Annotated in this window: 19 protein-coding genes; 8 read left to right on the top strand and 11 right to left on the bottom strand. The window is 74.2% G+C overall.

What is annotated here, in order from left to right; translation table 11 throughout:
• The first annotated feature begins 110 nt into the window (after positions 1-110).
• Positions 111-443, top strand: a complete 333-nt coding sequence (locus CRP29_RS14055; protein ID WP_097195701.1) for a DUF3099 domain-containing protein — start codon at positions 111-113, stop codon at positions 441-443.
• Here CRP29_RS14055 and CRP29_RS14050 read toward each other — a convergent pair.
• From CRP29_RS14050 to CRP29_RS14035, 4 genes are read right to left on the bottom strand one after another with little or no spacing between them, the layout of a single operon-like run.
• A complete protein-coding gene (locus CRP29_RS14050) occupies positions 430-1,281 on the bottom strand; it encodes an ABC transporter ATP-binding protein (RefSeq protein ID WP_097195700.1) in 852 nt (283 codons plus the stop codon). The genes CRP29_RS14055 and CRP29_RS14050 overlap by 14 nt on opposite strands.
• Positions 1,278-2,330: a FecCD family ABC transporter permease gene (locus CRP29_RS14045; RefSeq protein ID WP_097195699.1), complete on the bottom strand. Its 1,053-nt coding sequence runs from the start codon at positions 2,328-2,330 to the stop codon at positions 1,278-1,280. Before CRP29_RS14045 ends, CRP29_RS14050 begins: the two co-directional genes overlap by 4 nt.
• Positions 2,327-3,370 carry a FecCD family ABC transporter permease gene (locus CRP29_RS23045; protein WP_217991602.1) on the bottom strand — a complete coding sequence of 348 codons (1,044 nt, stop codon included), beginning with the start codon at positions 3,368-3,370 and terminating at the stop codon, positions 2,327-2,329. Before CRP29_RS23045 ends, CRP29_RS14045 begins: the two co-directional genes overlap by 4 nt.
• Before the next feature lie 23 nt (positions 3,371-3,393).
• Complete coding sequence (locus tag CRP29_RS14035; RefSeq protein ID WP_097195698.1) at positions 3,394-4,413, bottom strand: iron-siderophore ABC transporter substrate-binding protein; 1,020 nt, start codon at positions 4,411-4,413, stop codon at positions 3,394-3,396.
• Positions 4,414-4,586: 173 nt separating this feature from the next.
• On the opposite strand from CRP29_RS14035, the gene CRP29_RS14030 reads away from it, so the two are divergent.
• Positions 4,587-4,817, top strand: a complete 231-nt coding sequence (locus tag CRP29_RS14030; RefSeq protein WP_091983777.1) for a DUF3039 domain-containing protein — start codon at positions 4,587-4,589, stop codon at positions 4,815-4,817.
• Positions 4,818-4,939: 122 nt separating this feature from the next.
• Here CRP29_RS14030 and CRP29_RS14025 read toward each other — a convergent pair whose 3' ends face one another.
• From CRP29_RS14025 to ppgK, 5 genes are all read right to left on the bottom strand, one after another.
• Positions 4,940-6,046 carry a YihY/virulence factor BrkB family protein gene (locus tag CRP29_RS14025; RefSeq protein WP_097195697.1) on the bottom strand — a complete coding sequence of 369 codons (1,107 nt, stop codon included), beginning with the start codon at positions 6,044-6,046 and terminating at the stop codon, positions 4,940-4,942.
• A gap of 74 nt (positions 6,047-6,120) precedes the next feature.
• Complete coding sequence (locus CRP29_RS14020) at positions 6,121-8,328, bottom strand: VanW family protein (protein ID WP_097195696.1); 2,208 nt, start codon at positions 8,326-8,328, stop codon at positions 6,121-6,123.
• Positions 8,329-8,470: 142 nt separating this feature from the next.
• Positions 8,471-8,695, bottom strand: coding sequence for a DUF7455 domain-containing protein (locus tag CRP29_RS14015; RefSeq protein ID WP_091764134.1), 225 nt, complete (start codon positions 8,693-8,695; stop codon positions 8,471-8,473).
• Between the two features lie 484 nt (positions 8,696-9,179).
• Positions 9,180-10,544, bottom strand: coding sequence for an RNA polymerase sigma factor (locus tag CRP29_RS14010; RefSeq protein WP_097195695.1), 1,365 nt, complete (start codon positions 10,542-10,544; stop codon positions 9,180-9,182).
• Positions 10,545-10,798: 254 nt separating this feature from the next.
• Entirely contained in the window at positions 10,799-11,542 is a 744-nt protein-coding gene (ppgK, locus tag CRP29_RS14005; protein ID WP_097195694.1) for a polyphosphate--glucose phosphotransferase, read from the bottom strand.
• Between the two features lie 54 nt (positions 11,543-11,596).
• On the opposite strand from ppgK, the gene CRP29_RS14000 reads away from it, so the two are divergent.
• A complete protein-coding gene (locus tag CRP29_RS14000) occupies positions 11,597-12,424 on the top strand; it encodes an inositol monophosphatase family protein (RefSeq protein WP_097195693.1) in 828 nt (275 codons plus the stop codon).
• 18 nt (positions 12,425-12,442) lie between these two features.
• Here the strand turns inward: CRP29_RS14000 and CRP29_RS13995 are convergent, their stop codons facing one another.
• On the bottom strand, positions 12,443-12,991 hold the full coding sequence (locus CRP29_RS13995; RefSeq protein WP_097195692.1) for a LytR C-terminal domain-containing protein: 549 nt from the start codon (positions 12,989-12,991) through the stop codon (positions 12,443-12,445).
• A gap of 29 nt (positions 12,992-13,020) precedes the next feature.
• Entirely contained in the window at positions 13,021-14,067 is a 1,047-nt protein-coding gene (locus CRP29_RS13990; RefSeq protein ID WP_097195691.1) for a phosphotransferase family protein, read from the bottom strand.
• A 302-nt stretch (positions 14,068-14,369) separates the two neighbouring features.
• Between CRP29_RS13990 and CRP29_RS13985 the strand changes: the two genes are divergently transcribed.
• The 5 genes from CRP29_RS13985 (at position 14,370) to CRP29_RS13965 (ending at position 17,303) form a co-directional block, all read left to right on the top strand.
• Positions 14,370-14,669: a DUF4193 domain-containing protein gene (locus CRP29_RS13985; RefSeq protein ID WP_097195690.1), complete on the top strand. Its 300-nt coding sequence runs from the start codon at positions 14,370-14,372 to the stop codon at positions 14,667-14,669.
• A gap of 61 nt (positions 14,670-14,730) precedes the next feature.
• Positions 14,731-15,627, top strand: a complete 897-nt coding sequence (locus CRP29_RS13980; RefSeq protein ID WP_097195689.1) for a hypothetical protein — start codon at positions 14,731-14,733, stop codon at positions 15,625-15,627.
• 59 nt (positions 15,628-15,686) lie between these two features.
• Complete coding sequence (dut, locus tag CRP29_RS13975; protein ID WP_217991601.1) at positions 15,687-16,169, top strand: dUTP diphosphatase; 483 nt, start codon at positions 15,687-15,689, stop codon at positions 16,167-16,169.
• A 1-nt stretch (position 16,170) separates the two neighbouring features.
• Entirely contained in the window at positions 16,171-16,929 is a 759-nt protein-coding gene (locus CRP29_RS13970) for a DUF3710 domain-containing protein (protein WP_097195688.1), read from the top strand.
• A complete protein-coding gene (locus CRP29_RS13965; RefSeq protein WP_097195687.1) occupies positions 16,926-17,303 on the top strand; it encodes an OB-fold nucleic acid binding domain-containing protein in 378 nt (125 codons plus the stop codon). Before CRP29_RS13970 ends, CRP29_RS13965 begins: the two co-directional genes overlap by 4 nt.
• Positions 17,304-17,315: the final 12 nt, after the last annotated feature.

Genomic DNA, 17,315 nt, shown 5'->3' with positions numbered 1-17,315 from the left:
GACCGGTACGCCTGCACGCACTCCCTCCGCGGTGGCACCATGGGCCGCGGATCCGGGGGAGCGCCGGGGCGCTCGCCCCCGCGCACCGGCCGGCGGAGGGATGGAAGCCCGTGGCCACCAGCCAGCAGTTCCCGCGGCCGGGCCGCGCCGAGCCCGTGCTCATCACCGAGGCCCAGGTCAGCCAGGTCGACCAGCACGCCGCGCGGAAGAAGCGCTACGCCCTGACCATGCTCGTCCGCGGCATCTCCCTGGTCCTGGCCGCGGTGTTCTACCAGACGGTGTGGCTGATGCTGATCTTCGCGTTCCTCGGCACCGTGCTGCCCTGGATCGCGGTGATCATGGCCAACGACCGGCCGCCGAAGAAGAAGCAGCACGTCCACCGCTACGTCGCCGGCCCCGACCGGCAGCTCGAGAGCAAGCCGCACCGCGTCATCGAGGGCTGAGCGCCTCGGACGCGCCGCGGACCTCCGCGGCCACCGGGGCGGTGGCGTGGTGCCGCCCGATCGGCAGCATGAGCGGCTTCCCCGAGATCGGGTCGGCGATCACCCGGCTCTCCAGCCCGAAGACCGCGCGCACGCAGTCCTCGGTCAGCACGGTGCCGGGCTCGCCGGCCGCGTGGATCCGTCCGGACTCCAGCGCGACCAGGTGGTCGGCGTACCGGGCGGCCAGGTTGAGGTCGTGCAGCACCATCACGATCGTCGTGCCCCGCACGCGGTTGAGGTCGGTGAGCAGGTCGAGCACCTCGATCTGATGGCTCACGTCGAGGAACGTCGTCGGCTCGTCCAGCAGCAGCAGATCGGTCTGCTGGGCGAGCGCCATGGCGATCCACACCCGCTGCCGCTGGCCGCCCGACAGCTCGTCCACGGCGCGCTCGGCCAGCTCCGTCGTCGAGGTCGCCTCCAGCGCCGCGGCCACCGCGGCGTCGTCCTCGCGGCTCCACCGCGAGAAGACGCCCTGGTGCGGGTGCCGGCCGCGGCCGACCAGGTCGGAGACGGTGATGCCTTCCGGGGCGATGGGGGACTGCGGCAGCAGGCCGAGGGTCCGCGCCAGCTCCTTGGCCGGCATCCGGTGCACCGCCCGGCCGTCGAGCAGCACCCGGCCGGCGCGCGGGGCCAGCAACCGGGACATCGACCGCAGCAGGGTCGACTTGCCCGAGGCGTTGGCGCCGACGATGGCGGTGATCCGCCCCGCCGGGACGGCGAGGTCCAGCCCCTCGATGACGGTCCGCTCGCCGTAGGCGAGCGTGAGCTCCTCGGCGACCAGCGTGTGCGTCGTGGTCATAGCGAGCCTCCGGCCCGGTTGGTGCGGATGATCAGGTAGATCAGGTACGGGGCGCCGAGCACGCCGGTGACGACGCCGACCGGGAACCGGGTGTCCAGCGCGAACTGGCCGACGAGGTCGGCGACCAGCACCAGCAGGGCCCCGACCAGGGCGGCCGGCACGAGCAGCGAGCCGTTCGGCCCGACGATGCGCGCCGCGATCGGCCCCGCGAGGAAGGACACGAAGGCGATCGGCCCGCAGGCCGCGGTCGCGAACGCGACCAGGCCGACCGCGGCGATGATCGCGATCACCCGCGTGCGCTCGACCCGCACCCCCAGCGCGGCGGCGGTGTCGTCCCCGAGCTGCAGCGTGGCGAGGTTCCTGGTCTGCCCCAGCAGGACCGGGGCGAGGACGAGCAGGGCGAGCAGGGCGGGCAGGACCGTCGTCCAGGAGGTGCCGTTGAGGCTCCCGGTGAGCCAGCGCAGCGCCTCCTGGTAGTCCCACTGGCCGGCCCGCGAGAGCACGTACTGGATGACGCTGTTCAGCATCGCGCCGACGCCGATGCCGATGAGGATCAGTCGAGTGCCGGCCACGCCGTCCTTGAAGGCGAGCACGTAGATGAGCAGTGCGACGCCGAGGGCCGCGGCGACGGCGAGGCTCGAGACGGCCGTCCCGTCGAGGGAGAAGAGCACGATGCCCACGACGGCGGCGGCGCTGGCACCCGAGCTGATGCCGATGACGTCCGGGCTGGCGAGCGGATTGCGCAGCATCGTCTGGAAGGTGACCCCGGCCAGCCCGAAGCTCAGCCCGGCGACGACGGCGAGGACGCCGCGGGGGAGCCGGAGCCGGCCGACGGTGAACGAGGCACCCGGCACCTTCTCGCCGGTGATGACGCGCAGCACGTCACCGGGCGGGTAGAAGGTCCGGCCGACCATCAGCGTGACGGCGAACGCGACGACCACCAGCACGGCCAGGACGACGATCACCAGCCGGCGGCGGGAGGCGCGACGGGTCCGCTGGTGGAGGACGGAGTCGACGGCGGCGTCCGGCGGGGCGGCGAGGGCGGTCACAGCTCGCGCACCTTCTGCCGGCGCACGACGGCGATGAAGAACGGTGCGCCGATCAGCGCGGTGATGATGCCGACGTCGAGCTCCCCGGGCCGGGCGACGATGCGGCCGAGCACGTCGGAGGCGGTCACCAGGCAGGCGCCGGCGAGAGCGCTGAACGGCAGCAGCCAGCGGTGGTCGACGCCGACCAGGAGCCGGCACAGGTGCGGGACCACGAGCCCGACGAACCAGATCGGGCCGGCGACGGCGGTGGCCGCGCCGCAGAGCAGCACCGAGCCCAGGGCGGCGAGACCGCGGGCGAGGGCGACGCGCTCCCCGAGCCCGGCGGCGAGCTCGTCACCCAGGGCCAGGGAGTTGAGGCTGCGCGCCGAGAGCAGGCTGATGACCAGGCCGACCGCGAGGAAGGGCAGCACGGGCGTGATCGTCGAGCCGGTCGCGCCGCCCACCCCGCCCACCTGCCAGGACTGCACGTTCGCGGCGATGTCGCCGCGGGGCAGCGCGATGGCGGTGATGAACGACGTCAGCGCCGCCGCGGTGGCCGCGCCGGCCAGCGCGAGCTTCAGCGGCGTGGGGCCGCCGCGGCCCAGCGAGCCGACGGCGTAGACGAACACCGCCGCGAGGGCGGCGCCGGCGATGGCCGTGACGATGATGCTGGTCGCGCTGAACAGCCCGAACCACGCCAGCCCGGCGACGACGGCGAGCGAGGCGCCCATGTTGATGCCCAGGACGCCGGGGTCGGCCAGCGGGTTGCGGGTGACCCCCTGCATCACGGCGCCGGCGAGCCCGAGGGCCGCACCGACCAGCACCGCCAGGAACGTGCGGGGGATGCGTTTGGTGACCGCCGCCTCCGCGACGGTCTCCTGCGAGCCGCCGAGCGCGGCGACGATGTCGCCCCAGCCGACGCCGCGCGAGCCGATCGCCACCGAGGCGGCCATCAGCAGGACGAGCGCGGCCAGGACGACGAGCAGCCAGAGGAACCGGACCGACCCCGGGCGCCGCGGGGGAGCGGCGTCCGGGGCCGGGACGGACAGGACCGAGGTCACGAGGAGATCGCCACAGCCAGCAGTCAGGAGGCCTTGTCGGCGGCCTCGGCCAGCATGGCCACGTAGTCCTCGAGGACCCAGGAGATCGCCAGCGGCGTCGGGTTGGCGGCGGTGCCCAGCGGGGTGTCGGGCAGCAGCACGATCGCGCCGTTCTTCACCGCGGGCATCTGGGAGAGCAGCGGGTCGGCGTTCAGCGCGTCCACGAGCTCCTGGTCGCCGTAGGTGACGATCAGCTCGACGTCGTCCAGGGTGTCGACCTGCTCGGCGCTGATCGTGCCGGAGAACTTCTCCGGGTCCGAGGAGGCCTCCCGCACGCTGGCGGGGGTCGACAGACCGAGGTCCTCGAAGAAGGCGCTGCGCGTGTCGTACGGCGTGTAGAAGCTGACCTCGCTGAGGTCGGTCGTGTCCACGTGGGTGAGGAACATCGTCGACGCGCCGGCCAGCTGCGGGTACTCGCCGACGGTGTCGCTGATCTCCTGCTCGAGGTCGGCGATCAGCTCCTCGCCCTCGTCGGCCATGCCCATGCCGGCCGAGTTGATCTCGATCATGTCCCGCCACGAGGTCGCCCAGGGGCCCTCGGGGTAGGCGATGACCGGCGCGATCTCGCTGAGCGTGTCGTAGTCCTCCTGGGTCAGCCCGGAGTAGCCGGCGAGGATGACGTCGGGCTCGGTGTCGGCGACGGCCTCGAAGTCGATCCCGTCGGTCTCGTCGAACAGCACCGGGACGTCGGCGTCGAGCTCCTCGAGGCGCTCGCTGACCCAGGGGAGCAGGCCGTCGCCGTCGTCGTCACCGAAGTTGGCGGCGGCCATGCCGACCGGCACGACGCCGAGGGCCAGGGGCACCTCGTGGTTGGCCCAGGCCACCGTGGCCACGCGCTCGGGCAACTCGCCGATGGTCGTGGTGCCGAGCGCGTGCTCGATGGTGATCGGCGAGAAGTCGCCGGAGCCCGAGGTCTCCGGGTCGGAGTCGTCGGAGCAGGCGGCGAGGCCGCCGATCAGGAGAGTAGCGGCGGCGAGAGCGACCAGTCGTGGTGCGCGGTGCATGGGGACCTTCCGGAAGATCGACTGAGGTGAGGCTCGCCTAACTTAGCGGGTTGCTCGACGCTGTCGATCACGGGACGGTCACGATCGTCGGCCGCCCTGTCATCATGGAGACCGGCGTGGGAGCGCCCGGATCCCGGGCTTCGACCGGCGCACGGACCACGAAGGAGATCCCAGTGAGCAGCAGCGACATCCTCGAGCGGCCCGACGTCCGCGATGCCGACACCGGCAGCGCGAACGAGGTCTTCCACTACGTGCGGAAGAACAAGATCGCTGAGAGCGCGGTCATGGGCACGATGGTCGAGGCCCTCTGCGGCGAGGTCTTCCCGGTGACCAAGACCCCCAAGCCCGGCAGCCCGGTGTGCCCGGCCTGCAAGGAGGTCTACCAGCAGCTCAAGAAGGACTGAGCACATCGTCGTCCTCCGGACGACACCGCGGCCATGAGCCGTCCCCTGCTGCGTGGAGTCCTCTCCCGCGGCTCCGCCGGGACCCTCCGGGCCCGCGTCGGCGACGCGGAGGCGCTTCGCGCCTAGCTCCCGTTCAGCCGCCGGGCCTCCTCGGCCAGCTTGGCCTCGCGGCGGGCGCGGCGGCGGGGGTCGTGGCGGCGCAGCGGGGCCGGCCAGCGGGCCTGGATCGTGGCATTGAGCTCGGCACCCAGCAGGACGGCCATGCCGAAGAAGAAACAGAACAGCAGGATGCCGATGGGCGCGGCCAGCGCGCCGTAGGGCAGCGCCGCGGTGAGGACGTCGGCGACATAGGTCCGCAGCACGAGGGCGGCCACCATGAAGAAGCCGAGCGCCAGCACCGCGCCGGGCAGGTGCCGGCTCCACGGCAGCCGGTTGGGCAGCGTCACGTTGTAGAAACTGGTCAGCGCCAGCAGCAGACCGACGAGCACCAGCGGCCAGTAGATCCCGTTGATCAGCACGGTCGCCGCCGGCTGCCAGCCGGTGGGCAGCAGCGCGACCAGCACCCCGCGGCCGAGCACCAGCAGTGGCAGGGTCAGGACGGCGACGACCATGCCGACGATGAACAGCCACAGCGCCTTGAGCCGGGTGCGGATCGGCCCGCGGACGTCCCGCTGGTCGTAGGCGATGACCGTCGTGTTCATGAAGGTCGCCGTCGCCGAGGAGCCGGCCCACAGCGAGATCAGGAAACCCAGGCTGACGACGTCGAGCCGGCCGGAGCTGAGGATGTCGTTCAGCGTGGGCGCGACCAGCGAGTCGACGACGTCGGGCGTGAGCACCTCGGCGGACGCGCTGAGCAGGTAGTCCTCGATCTCCCGGACCGCGTCGGCGCCGATCACGTCACCGAGGTAGCCCAGCGAGCCGAGCAGCCCGATGAGCAGCGGCGGGACGGAGAGGATCTGCCAGAAGGCCGCCTCGCCGGACAGCCCCAGGATCCGGTCCTGCCACGCCTTCGCCAGGGTGCGGCCGAGCACCTGGAGGGGCACGCGGAGAACGGCCGGCCACGAGCCCAGCCGCTCCCGGGGCCGATCCGCGGGCCGGGTGGCACCCGAGCCCTCGGCGTCCGACCCGCCGGCCGGGAGCGCGCCGGGCAGGTCCTCGGCGGGAGCGCCGGCGGATCCCACGGGCTCGTCGGCCTGCGCCGGCGGACCGCTGGGCAGCACGGCGCTCATGCGCCCAGTGTGCACGTCACCGACGTCGGACCCGGGCGCCTCCCGGTCGGGAACCGCTCCGCCGGGGGAGCCGGTCAGCGCACCCGCCGGCCGCCGGGACGCCGGCCGCCGGGGGCGGGAGCACCCGCCGGAGCGGTGCCCTCCGGGGCCGCGGGCGGTGCGGGGCTGTCCGGCGGCACGCAGTTGATGACCGCCTCGGCGTTGTAGCGGGTCCGGAAGTCCTCCCGCTTGACGACGGCGCCGGTGGACAGGTCCTTGAACACGCGCGTCACCGTGATGTCGAATCCCGGCACGCCGGACTGCCGCGTGCAGTTCCCGTCGTCGATCTTGTCGATGACCGCCGGCTGCCGCGGGTTGCGCCGCTCGCTGCTGACCGACTCGATCTCGTAGCGCTTGGTGCCGTAGAAGGTGACGGTGAGCGCGGACGGCGTCCACTGGGTGTCGATGAAGACACCGGTGTCGCCGTCGTTGCGCCACTGGAGATCGATCGCGCCTTCGTACACGGTGGCCTCGCGGCCGGCCGGGTAGCGGCTGATGTAGAAGCTGTGCGGCTTGTGGAAGACGTCCTCGAGCCCGGCGAAGAACACCGCGTTGAACATCGTCGTGGCGAACTGGCTGATGCCGCCGCCGACGGCTTTGGACAGCTCGCCGTTCTGGATGACGGCGGCCTCGACGTAACCCTGCGCCTTGCCGCGCGGGCCGGTGAACGTGTTGAGGCTGAAGGTCTCGCCCGGGAGCACGAGTGCCCCGTCGACCTCGGCCGCCACGACGCGGATGTTCTCGCCGCTGGCCGGATTGCCGATGTTGGTCGTGAAGGTGCTGATCTGCTCGCGGATGCCGAGCGCCTCGGCCTCCTGCGTGGTGAAGTCGGCCGGCACGGGGCGGGGTTCGGCGGTGACCGATCGCGGGGCGGGGTCGTCCAGCACGGGCAGGAGCTGCTCGGCCAGGTGTGTGGGGTCGATCCCGGTGCCGTCCACCGAGGGCACGATGCGCACGGAGCCGCCGGTCACCTCGAACCGGGCGTCCCGGGCGGGGGAGCCGAAGACGGCCAGCTCGTCGCCGAGGGCGTTCTGCAGCGCAGCCGGGTCGATGCCGACCTCGAGGGTGCCCGCGTCGCCGGGCGTGAAGGTGAGCGCCGCGGCCAGGGCGGTCACCGGCACCTCCGCGGTGCGGTTCCCGCCGTCGCCGGTCACCTCCACGGGCGCGGCGAGGGCCGGCTGGACGGTCTCGGCGAGCACGCGCTCGGCCTCGGGGGTGTCGACCGAGGCGGGCTCGACGGAGACGGGCAGCTCGACCGGCGTGCCGGGGTCCGCGCTGGTCAGGGCCGCGGTGATCGTCTCCTCGGCGCCGTCCCGGTCGAGCGTCCGGCCGTCGAGGGGTTCCACCACGCGCGCGGTGGTGCCGTCGATGGCGATGGTGGCGTCGGCCGGGGCGCGGTCGACCTGCTCGGCGAAGGTCGCGAGCTGCGCCTCGAAGGAGCCGAGCTCGTCGGCGACGGCGGACTCGTCGACACCGACGACCGGCTCGACCTCGCGCTCGGTGAACAGCGTCGTCAGGCGCGTCCAGGGGTTCAGCGGCTGGTCGTCCGCGGCGTCGACGGTCTCCTCGGCGTCCAGGCGGAAGCCGGCCCGCGTGGGGGAGAGGAGGCCTTCCACGTCGTCGGCCACGATGGTGCGGTCGGCCGCCACCCGGCTGCCGAGCTCCTCGGCGAGCAGCTTCTCGGCGGCCGCGGGGGAGAGCCCGCCGATCTCGACGCCGGCGACGACGGTCGAGCGCGGGACGTCGCCGGAGGAGAGGGCGAGGTCGGCGCCGTAGACGGCGCCGAGCAGGAGGACCGCGCCGGCGGGCACGAGCACGGCACGGCGCCGCCACCACGGGGAGCCGGCCCGGTCGGCGCCGTCGCCGGCCGGGGGCAGGCCGTCGTCACCGGCGCCGCCGGATCCGCCGTCGTCGGATCCGCCGTCGTCGGTCGCGTCGCCGTCCGCCCGGTCGTCGCTCGCGTGGGGGAGCGCCGCTCCGTCGAGGACGCCGGTGTCCTCGACGCCGGGCTGTGCGGGGGGCTCGGCCACCGCGGCGGTCTCGGCCTCCGGGGCGCCGCTGAGCCAGTCGCGGGGCACGGGCCGGGTGTCGTCGACCTCGCCACCGGCCGGAAACGCGTTCTGCGGTCCGGGCGTGTCGACGGCGCCCGACGTGCCGGGCGAGGCCTCGACGGGGGGCCGGCTGTCCGGCCCGTCGGGGCGCATGCGCACGGTCTCGTCGTGCGCGGGGGGCTGCTGGGCCATGGGGGTGTCCTCCGGTTGCCGCGTACCGGGGGTGCCCGGGGACGACGGAGCCGCCGACCCTCCGTCCGCTCGAGGCGGTGCGGAGGAGTCGGCGGCGTCGTCGGGTGAGGCTGTCATCGCGGGCGCGACGTTAGCGGTTCTCTCACGCAGTTACGTGCTGCTCGCCCTCGGTGTCGATGATGTCGACGGCGATGTCACGAAGCTTGCTCTCGTACTCACGCGCGTGGTGCCCGCAGAAGACGAGGTCGCTGCCACTGGCGAGTACGACTCGCACCTTGGCCAGAGCCCCACAGCGGTCGCAGTGGAAGGGAACGACGAGGTCATCGGTGGGCGGGGTCGTCGTCAGCGTCTGGGTCATCTGGCTCATCACTCGCTCTCTACCGCACGGATCCGCGGATGCGGATCGGCCTCCTGCACAGCGCCAGGATGGCCCCTCGTGTTCCCGTTCCGCTGTCGGCGAACCCGGACTCTCAGATCGAGACGAGTCCGTGATGTGCCATCGGTGGAGCGGGTTCAGCAGGGGACGTCACTGGGGTGGTACCGGTCGTTCTCGTGCTGGTCTCGCGTGCCGTCCCGGCCGGGTGACCGGAGCGGCTGTGGGTCCGCTGCTGTTCTGACGTCCCCCACGCTACGCGGTCTACCCGACAGATGTGGGGGCCAACCCGCCCGGCCGCCCCACCCGCCCCATCCGGGTGGGGCGGTGACGGGACTGCCGGTCGACGCGGACCGCCAGGGGGGTGACCACACGAGTTCGTGCCGAGTGGGGCCCGGAGGGTCCCGCGCAGGCACGACGGAGGGCTCAGCGCGGCAGGGGGACGGCTCCTGGCCGCGGTCAGCAGCCCGGAGGGCTGCTAATCGAGATAGTCGCGCAGCACCTGGGAGCGGCTGGGGTGGCGGAGCTTGCTCATCGTCTTGGACTCGATCTGCCGGATCCGCTCGCGCGTGACGCCGTAGACCTGCCCGATCTCGTCGAGGGTGCGCGGCTGGCCGTCGGTGAGGCCGAAGCGCAGCCGGACGACGCCGGCCTCCCGCTCGGAGAGCGTCTGCAGCACGCTGGTCAGCTGGTCCTGCATCAGCGTGAAGCTCACCGCATCGACGGCCACCACGGCTTCGGAGTCCTCGATGAAGTCGCCGAGCTGGCTGTCGCCCTCGTCGCCGATGGTCTGGTCGAGGCTGATCGGCTCCCGGGCGTACTGCTGGATCTCCAGCACCTTCTCCGGGGTGATGTCCATCTCCTTGGCCAGCTCCTCCGGCGTGGGCTCGCGGCCCAGGTCCTGGAGCAGCTCGCGCTGTATGCGGCCGAGCTTGTTGATGACCTCGACCATGTGCACCGGGATGCGGATGGTGCGGGCCTGGTCGGCCATCGCGCGGGTGATCGCCTGGCGGATCCACCACGTGGCGTAGGTCGAGAACTTGTAGCCCTTGGTGTAGTCGAACTTCTCGACCGCGCGGATCAGGCCGAGGTTGCCCTCCTGGATGAGGTCCAGGAAGGCCATCCCGCGGCCGGTGTAGCGCTTGGCGAGGGAGACGACGAGGCGCAGGTTGGCCTCGAGCAGGTGGTTCTTGGCGCGCTCGCCGTCGCGGATGATCCAGTTCAGGTCGCGGCGCATCTGCGGGGAGAGCTTGATGCTCTCCTCCTCGACCTGGCGCAGCCGCTCGGAGCCGTAGAGCCCGGCCTCGATGCGCTTGGCGAGGTCGACCTCCTCCTCGGCGTTGAGCAGGGCGACCTTGCCGATCTGCTTGAGGTAGGCGCGGACGGAGTCGGCCGAGGCGGTGAGCTCGGCGTCCTTGCGGGCCTGGCGCAGCGCCTCGGACTCCTCCTCCTCGTCCCACTCGAAGTCGGTGCCGGGCTCGGCTGCCTCGTCCTCGGCCGGCGCGACCTCGACGCCGTCCTTGCCCGTCACGACCGTCTCGTCGAGGGTCAGGCCCTCCGAGCCGGCGTCGACCACGGCCACGGATGACCCGTCGGCGGCCACGGCGGTCAGGACGGTGCCCTCACCGGCGGAGGTGGACGGCGTGATCGCCGGCTTCGTCCTGCCCTTGGCGGGGGCCTTGGCGGGCTTCTTCGCCGCCGCCTTCTTCGGGGGGGCGGCCGCCTCAGCGCTGTCCGGAACCGCAGCGGTGGCCCTCGAGGCGCGGGTGCCGGCAGCGACGGTCCTGGACCGCTTCGTGGCGCTCGCGTCGGCTGCTTCCGGTGCTGGCTGGTCGGCGGGCACTCAGGTTCCTTCCCGTGCTGGGGGCGTACGCCAGGGGACCGTCTGATCCTCGGGTAGCGGCCCCTGCTCCCGCCCTCCGGCGTCGGGTACCTCGGCCGACCTGCGCGGGGTTTGACCGCTGGTCGGCCGGGGGATCCCTCCTCGCTGGAGGACGTCGGCCCGGGGCATTCTCATTGTAACGACGGCCACCGGCGTTTCCACTGACCAGCGCACGGATCGGCTCCCGCAGGGGAGCCCGCGGCACCCCGTCGGGCTCAGTGCTCCGGGCGCTCGGAGGCCGCCAGGGCCGCGCCGACGATGCCGGCGTCGTTCTGCAGCTGGGCGGGGACGACGGGGGTCCGGGTGCTGAGCAGCGGCACCCACTTGTGCGCCTTCTTGCTGACCCCGCCGCCGACGATGATCAGGTCGGGCCAGAGGCCGGCCTCGAGCACGTCCAGGTACCGGTCGACGCGGCGGGCCCACTCCGGGTAGCCGAGGTCCTCGCGCTCGCGTGCGGAGGCCGCCGCCCGCTTCTCGCCGTCCTCCCCGTCGACCTGGATGTGGCCGAACTCGGTGTTGGGCACGAGGTGCCCGTCGACGAACAGGGCGCTGCCGATGCCGGTGCCGAAGGTCAGCATCAGGACGACGCCCTGCCGGTCGCGGCCCGCGCCGTACCGCATCTCGGCGATCCCGGCCGCGTCGGCGTCGTTGAGCGTCTCCACCGTTCCCGGCACGAACGCCCCCAGCCCGGCGTCGACATCGGTGCCGATCCAGCTCTTGTCGACGTTGGCGGCGGTGTACGCCACGCCGTGCTTCATGACCCCCGGGAACGTGACGCCGATCCGGCCGGTCCAGCCGAAGGACTCCACGATCCCCCCGACGACGCCGTAGACCGGGTCGGGGAGGGCGGGCTGCGGCGTCTCGATCCGCAGCCGCTCACCGACGAGCTCCCCCTTCTCGAGGTCCACCAGGCACCCCTTGATGCCGCTGCCGCCGATGTCCACGCCGAAGCCCTGCATCGGGCCAGGCTAGTGAGCGCACCTCCGGCCGCCCAGCTGCGGGAGGATCGGCCGGTGACCGCTCCCTCCGGTGCTCCCGCCCCCGACCTCCCGGCCCTGCTGGCGCTGGCCGTCGCCACCGCCCGGGAGGCAGCCGAGCTGGTCCGCCTCGGCCGGGCCGGCGCGGGCGACGACGTGGCCGTCAAGTCCAGCCCCGTCGACGTCGTGACCGCCGTGGACACCGCCAGCGAGCACCTGATCGTGGGGCGGCTGCTCGGCGCCCGCCCCGATGACGGCGTGCTGGGGGAGGAGGGCGCCCAGCGCGACGGCACCAGCGGTGTCCGCTGGGTGGTCGATCCGATCGACGGCACGGTGAACTTCCTCTACGACCTGCCGGCCTACGCCGTCTCCATCGCCGCCGAGGTCGACGGCGTCGTCCGCGCGGGCGTCGTCCTCAACGTCGCGACCGGCGAGCTCTTCACCGCCGTCGCCGGGAGCGGCGCCTTCCTCTCGACGCCGGCCGCGCCGGAGCCGGTCCGCCTGGCCGGCAGTGGGGCCACCGCTCTGGAGCACAGCCTGGTGGCGACCGGCTTCGGCTACCGCGTCGAGCAGCGGCGGGCGCAGGGCGCCGTCGTGGCCGAGCTGCTGCCGCGGGTCCGGGACCTCCGCCGGCACGGCAGCGCGGCGCTGGAGCTGTGCGCGGTCGCGGCCGGGCGGGTGGACGCCTACTACGAGGCCGACCTCCAGCCGTGGGACCACGCCGCCGGAGCGCTGATCGCCGCCGAGGCCGGCGCGGTCGTGGCGGGACTCGCCGGTCGGCCCGTCGGTGAGCCGATGGTCGTGGCGGCCGCGCCGGGGATCGGCGGGGCGTTCCTGGACCTGCTGGACGAGCTGCACCCGTAGCCGGGCGCCCGGGCCGCCTCAGCAGTCGGCGGCGGCCTCCTCGGCCGGCGCGAGCGCGGCCGTGACGTCGTCGTCGGTGGCCAGGCTCTCGCCGATGACGAAGTCCGGGCCGAGCACGAGGTCCACCTGCTGGGTGGCGCGGATGTCCTGCCACAGCTCGGCGCCGGGCAGGTACAGCGCCACGAACGCCGCGGTGCCCTTGCCGCTGGGCCCGTGCCGCACCTCGCCGACGCCGGTCACCTCGCGACCGCTCGGGTCGTTGGCGATCTCGGCGATGGTGAACCCGCGCGCGCCGAGGTCGTCCGCGACGGCCTGGGCCAGGCCACCCTGGTCGGAGGCGTTGTAGACGCGGACGGACACCGTGGCCGGGTCCAGCGCCTGGGGAGCGGCCTCCGCCTCGGCGCAGGCGGCGTCCCGCTCGGCCCGGAGGTCGGCGTCCTGCCGGAAGACGTTCCACCAGACGCCGAGGGCGACCAGCGCCAGCACCAGCAGGAAGATCAGCGGCGGCAGGGGCCGACGCCCGCTGCGGGCGCGCACCGCGGGGCGTTCGGTCCGCAGCGTCGTCACGGCCGGAATCCTAGAGCGGGATCGGCCGGCTAGATCGCACCGTCCTCGAGCGCGGCGCGTCCCAGTTCGACGACCGGGTCGATGCGCTCGGCGTAGCCGCTGGTGTTCTTGCCGGCCATCGCGCCGGCCGCCGACCGGGCGACGATGCCGGCGACGATCGCGGCGAACTTGAAGAAGGCGAAGCCGACGTACCAGTTGAGCTCCGAGAGGTCGGCCCCGCTGCGCTGCGCGTAGCGCTCGGCCACCTCGAGGCGCGTCGGGAAGCCGGGCAGGGCGGTGACCCCGCTCGCGGCCGAGGCGCGGTCCTCGCCCGCCTGCGGCCAGTAGACGAACATCATCCCGATGTCGGTCAGCGGGTCGCCCAGCGTCGACATCTCCCAGTCCAGCACCGCCTTGATCCGGCCCGGCTCGGCCGGGTCGAGCAGGCAGTTGTCGAGCCGGTAGTCGCCGTGGACGATGGTCGACCGCTGCGTCGTCGGCACGGTCTCGGCCAGCCGGGCGGCGAGGGCGTCGAGGTTCGGCCGGTCGCGGTCGCGGGTGGCGTCCCACTGCTTGGTCCAGCGGCGCACCTGGCGTGCCGCGAAGCCCTCGGGGCGCCCGAAGTCGGCCAGCCCGACGGCCACCGGGTCCACCGCGTGCAGGTCGGCCAGGACGTCGACCAGGCCGTCGCCGATGGCACGGCGCTGCTCCGGCCGGTCGGCGTAGCCCTCGGGGAGCGAGCCGACGACGTGGACACCGACGACGCGCTCCATGACGTAGAAGGGCGCGCCGAGCACCGACTCGTCGGTGCACATGTGCAGCGTGCGCGGCACCGGCACCGAGGTGCCGGCCAGCGCCGAGATCACGCGGTGCTCACGGGCCATGTCGTGCGCGGTCGCCAGCACGGCGCCGGTCGGGGGGCGGCGGAGGATCACCGCGTCGTCCGGTGAGCCGTCCTTCGGCGTCACGACGTACGTGAGGTTGGACATACCGGCTGCGATGAGGTCGACGGTCACCTCCTGCCATCGCTGGTCGCCCAGCGCACGCGCCAGGTAGGGGCCCACGACGGTCGGATCAGCACCCACAGGAGTCGCCACGGCGGCAGGGTAACCTCTGGCGCTCCGCAGCCCGGACGCCCGTCCATGGGCCCGATGTGTCGCCCATGACTCCTCGGGCACAAACCGGGCCCGTACGGCGTTGGGCGGCTGCCGGTCCTGTCCACCGTCCACCAGGACAGCAGGGAGCGACCGGCACGGAGCAGGGCGCCGCGCGTGCGGGCCCCTGTCGCAGACACACCGATCGCCCACCGGCGATCGGCCGAGACGACGGAGCCCATCCGGCACCGCGTCAGCAGAAGCGGGCGCCCGCCGCCCGCGAGAACCCGGAGGAGGGGCACCCCATGGCCACCGACTACGACGCCCCGCGCCGCAACGAGGCCGACGAGCTCGGCGAGGACTCGCTCGAGGAGCTCAAGGCCCGACGGGCCGAGGCCCAGTCCTCGTCCGTCGACGTCGACGAGACCGATTTCAACGAGAACCTCGAGCTGCCCGGCGCAGACCTCTCGAACGAGGAGCTCACCGTCCGCGTGCTGCCCAAGCAGGAGGACGAGTTCACCTGCTCCCGCTGCTTCCTGGTGCAGCACCGCAGCCGGCTGGCCGCGACCAAGGGCGACGCCCTGTACTGCCGCGACTGCGCCTGACGAAGCACCGCCGCCCCCCGCACGACGTGCGGGGGCCGCAGGACGCCGGGGAGGGGAGCCGATGACCGAGCAGTCGCCGCGCACGGGGGCAGCTCGTGACGTCCCGCCGCCCCGGCCGGTGACGCCCACGCCGGCGCCGGTCGAGGAGAGCGGGCTCGCCCGTGCCGCGCGTGCCCTCGCAGACGCCGTCTCCGGCCTCCTCGGCGGCGCCGAGCCCGCTCCCGGCGAGGCGGCGGGCGAGGCCCCCGGGCGCTCCGCCCGGACCGGGTTGCGCGACGTGCTCGGCGCGGTCGTCACGGCGGTCGGCGCGGCCGTCGGAGGGGGTCGCGACGCACCGCCGGAGGGGTCGGTCCCGGCGGACGGTCCCGCCGACGATCCGGGCCGCTCGCCCGGCGCCGTCCTGGGTGACCTGCTGTCCGCCGCCGCTCCGCGGCTGCCCATCCGGGATGCCGGGCGGTTGCGGGCGGCGCATCCCGGTGTCTCCGACGCCGGGATCGCCGACGCCCTCGTCGCCCGCTCGGCCCGCCTCACCGCCGGCATCGGCGCGGCGACCGGAGGGTTCTCGGCGGCGCACTGGTTCGCGCCGCCGTCGCTCCTCGTCGTCCCGCTCGAGCTGGGCGCCGAGACGCTGCTGACCGCGGCGGTCGAGGTCGTGCTGATCGGCGAGCTGCACGAGCTGCACGGCCGGCCGGCGCCCGGCGACGCCCGGGCCCGCGGGGCGGCCTACCTCTCCAGCTGGTCGGCGCAGCGCTCCGTGCAGAGCGCGGCGGGGTTCGGCTCCGTCCTGGGCGTCGCCGGCCTGAACGCGCTCCGGCGGCGCGTCGGCCGCCGGCTGGTCGGCAGCGTGCCCGCCGCGGCACCGCTCCTGCTGGGGGCCGCGCTGGCCGGTCGCAGCAACCGCCGGGCCACCGAGACGCTGGCCCGCCGGGTACTGCGCGACCTGCGCGGCGGGGCCTGAACCCCGCGCCCCGGGTCGGCGCGAGGACGCCGTCGCCCGGCGCGGCTAGGGTCGCCGACGTGCCCGACCTCCCCCCGTCCGACCTGGACGTGCCGGTCTCCCTGCTCTCTCCCGAGGGCACCGTGCCGCGCTACGCGCTACCCGGCGACGCCGGAGCCGACCTGACCCTCGCCGAGGACGTCGAGCTGGCGCCGCTGCAGCGCGCGCTGGTCGGCACGGGGGTCGCCGTGGCGATCCCCGAGGGCTACGCCGGCTTCGTGCACCCGAGGTCCGGGCTGGCCCACCGCCTCGGGCTGAGCCTGGTCAACGCGCCTGGGACGATCGACTCCGGCTACCGGGGTGAGATCAAGGTGAACCTGGTCAACCTCGACCCGGTGTCGACGCTGACCCTGCGGCGCGGTGACCGGGTCGCCCAGCTGGTGGTGCAGCCGGTGGTCCGGGCGCGGTTCGTGCCGGTGGACCGGCTCCCGGGCAGCGAGCGGGGAGCGGGCGGGCACGGCTCGACGGGAGTCGCGACCACGGTGGACGAGGAGCAGGGCTGACATGCCGTTCGGACGACGACGCAATCGGATCGACCGCAGCCTGCGCGAGCGCGGCGTGCCGCCGGAGCCGCAGGTGCGCGAGCGCGACGTGGCGGAGACCACCGGGCCCTGGGACGTCGCGGACGCTCCCGAGGACGGCATTCCCCGCCTCGACCTCGGGGCGCTGCGGCTGCCCGCCCGCCCCGGCATGGAGCTGCGGGTGGACCTGAACCCGCAGGGGCAGGTGGTCGGCGCGACGCTGCGCTCGGGGGACTCGCTGCTGCAGGTGGCCGCCTTCGCCGCCCCGCGGGCCGCCGGCATCTGGGACGACGTCCGCACGGACATCGCCACGACCGCTTCCGGCCAGGGCGCGTCGCTGCGCGAGGTCGAGGGCCCCTTCGGCCCCGAGCTCGCGGGCACGGTCGTGGCCGCCCCGCCGGCCCAGCCCGGCCAGCCGGCGCCGGAGCCGACCCGGCGCCCGGCCCGCTTCCTCGGCGTCGACGGCCCGCGCTGGTTCCTGCGCGGCACGATCAGCGGGTCGGCGGCGTCCAGCCCGGAGGCGGCCACCGCGCTCGAGGACGCCTTCCGCGCGATCGTCGTCGTCCGCGGGCCGGAGCCCATGCCGGTGCGCGAGGCGCTGCCGCTGACCCTGCCGGCCGAGGCGGCCGCGCGGATCGCCGCCCAGCAGCAGGCGGCCGCCGACGGCGCCACGCGCACGCCCCCCGCCGGGGGGAGCGGTGGCGGCGCGACCGCCCCCGGCGGCACTACGCTGGGCCCGTGACCGAGACCCGTCCGGTCGGCTGGTTGTCGCGGACCCTGCAGCGGCTGACCGCCGACGACCACACCATCGACGCCCAGGAGCTGCGCGCCGAGTCGGCGAGCGCCGGCTGCGAGCCGCTCGGCTCCTGCCGCAAGGGGGCGGTCGTGACGGTGACCGGCCGGCTGAAGTCGGTCGTCTACACCCCCCGCGAGACCGTGCCGACGCTCGAGGCGGAGCTGTTCGACGGCTCCGGTTCGGTGACGCTGGTCTGGCTGGGCCGCCGGCGGATCGCCGGCATCGAGCCCGGGCGCACGCTCACCGCACGCGGCCGGTTCGCCGCTTTCGACGGCAGGCGGGTCATCTACAACCCCTGGTACGAGCTCGGCTCCTGCTGAGCGCCGGGCGTC

The organism is Blastococcus aggregatus (assembly GCF_900221005.1).
Lineage (GTDB): Bacteria > Actinomycetota > Actinomycetes > Mycobacteriales > Geodermatophilaceae > Blastococcus > Blastococcus aggregatus.
This window is presented reverse-complemented; position numbering and strand designations above follow the sequence as displayed.

Excerpts from the sequence above, each read along its gene's own strand:
- CRP29_RS14050 (WP_097195700.1), bottom strand. The coding sequence starts at position 1,281 with ATGACCACGACGCACACGCTGGTCGCCGAGGAGCTCACGCTCGCCTAC.
- CRP29_RS14035 (WP_097195698.1), bottom strand. The coding sequence starts at position 4,413 with ATGCACCGCGCACCACGACTGGTCGCTCTCGCCGCCGCTACTCTCCTG.
- CRP29_RS14025 (WP_097195697.1), bottom strand. The coding sequence starts at position 6,046 with ATGAGCGCCGTGCTGCCCAGCGGTCCGCCGGCGCAGGCCGACGAGCCC.
- CRP29_RS14020 (WP_097195696.1), bottom strand. The coding sequence starts at position 8,328 with ATGGCCCAGCAGCCCCCCGCGCACGACGAGACCGTGCGCATGCGCCCC.
- CRP29_RS14015 (WP_091764134.1), bottom strand. The coding sequence starts at position 8,695 with ATGAGCCAGATGACCCAGACGCTGACGACGACCCCGCCCACCGATGAC.
- ppgK (WP_097195694.1), bottom strand. The coding sequence starts at position 11,542 with ATGCAGGGCTTCGGCGTGGACATCGGCGGCAGCGGCATCAAGGGGTGC.
- CRP29_RS13985 (WP_097195690.1), top strand. The coding sequence starts at position 14,370 with ATGGCCACCGACTACGACGCCCCGCGCCGCAACGAGGCCGACGAGCTC.
- CRP29_RS13980 (WP_097195689.1), top strand. The coding sequence starts at position 14,731 with ATGACCGAGCAGTCGCCGCGCACGGGGGCAGCTCGTGACGTCCCGCCG.
- CRP29_RS13970 (WP_097195688.1), top strand. The coding sequence starts at position 16,171 with ATGCCGTTCGGACGACGACGCAATCGGATCGACCGCAGCCTGCGCGAG.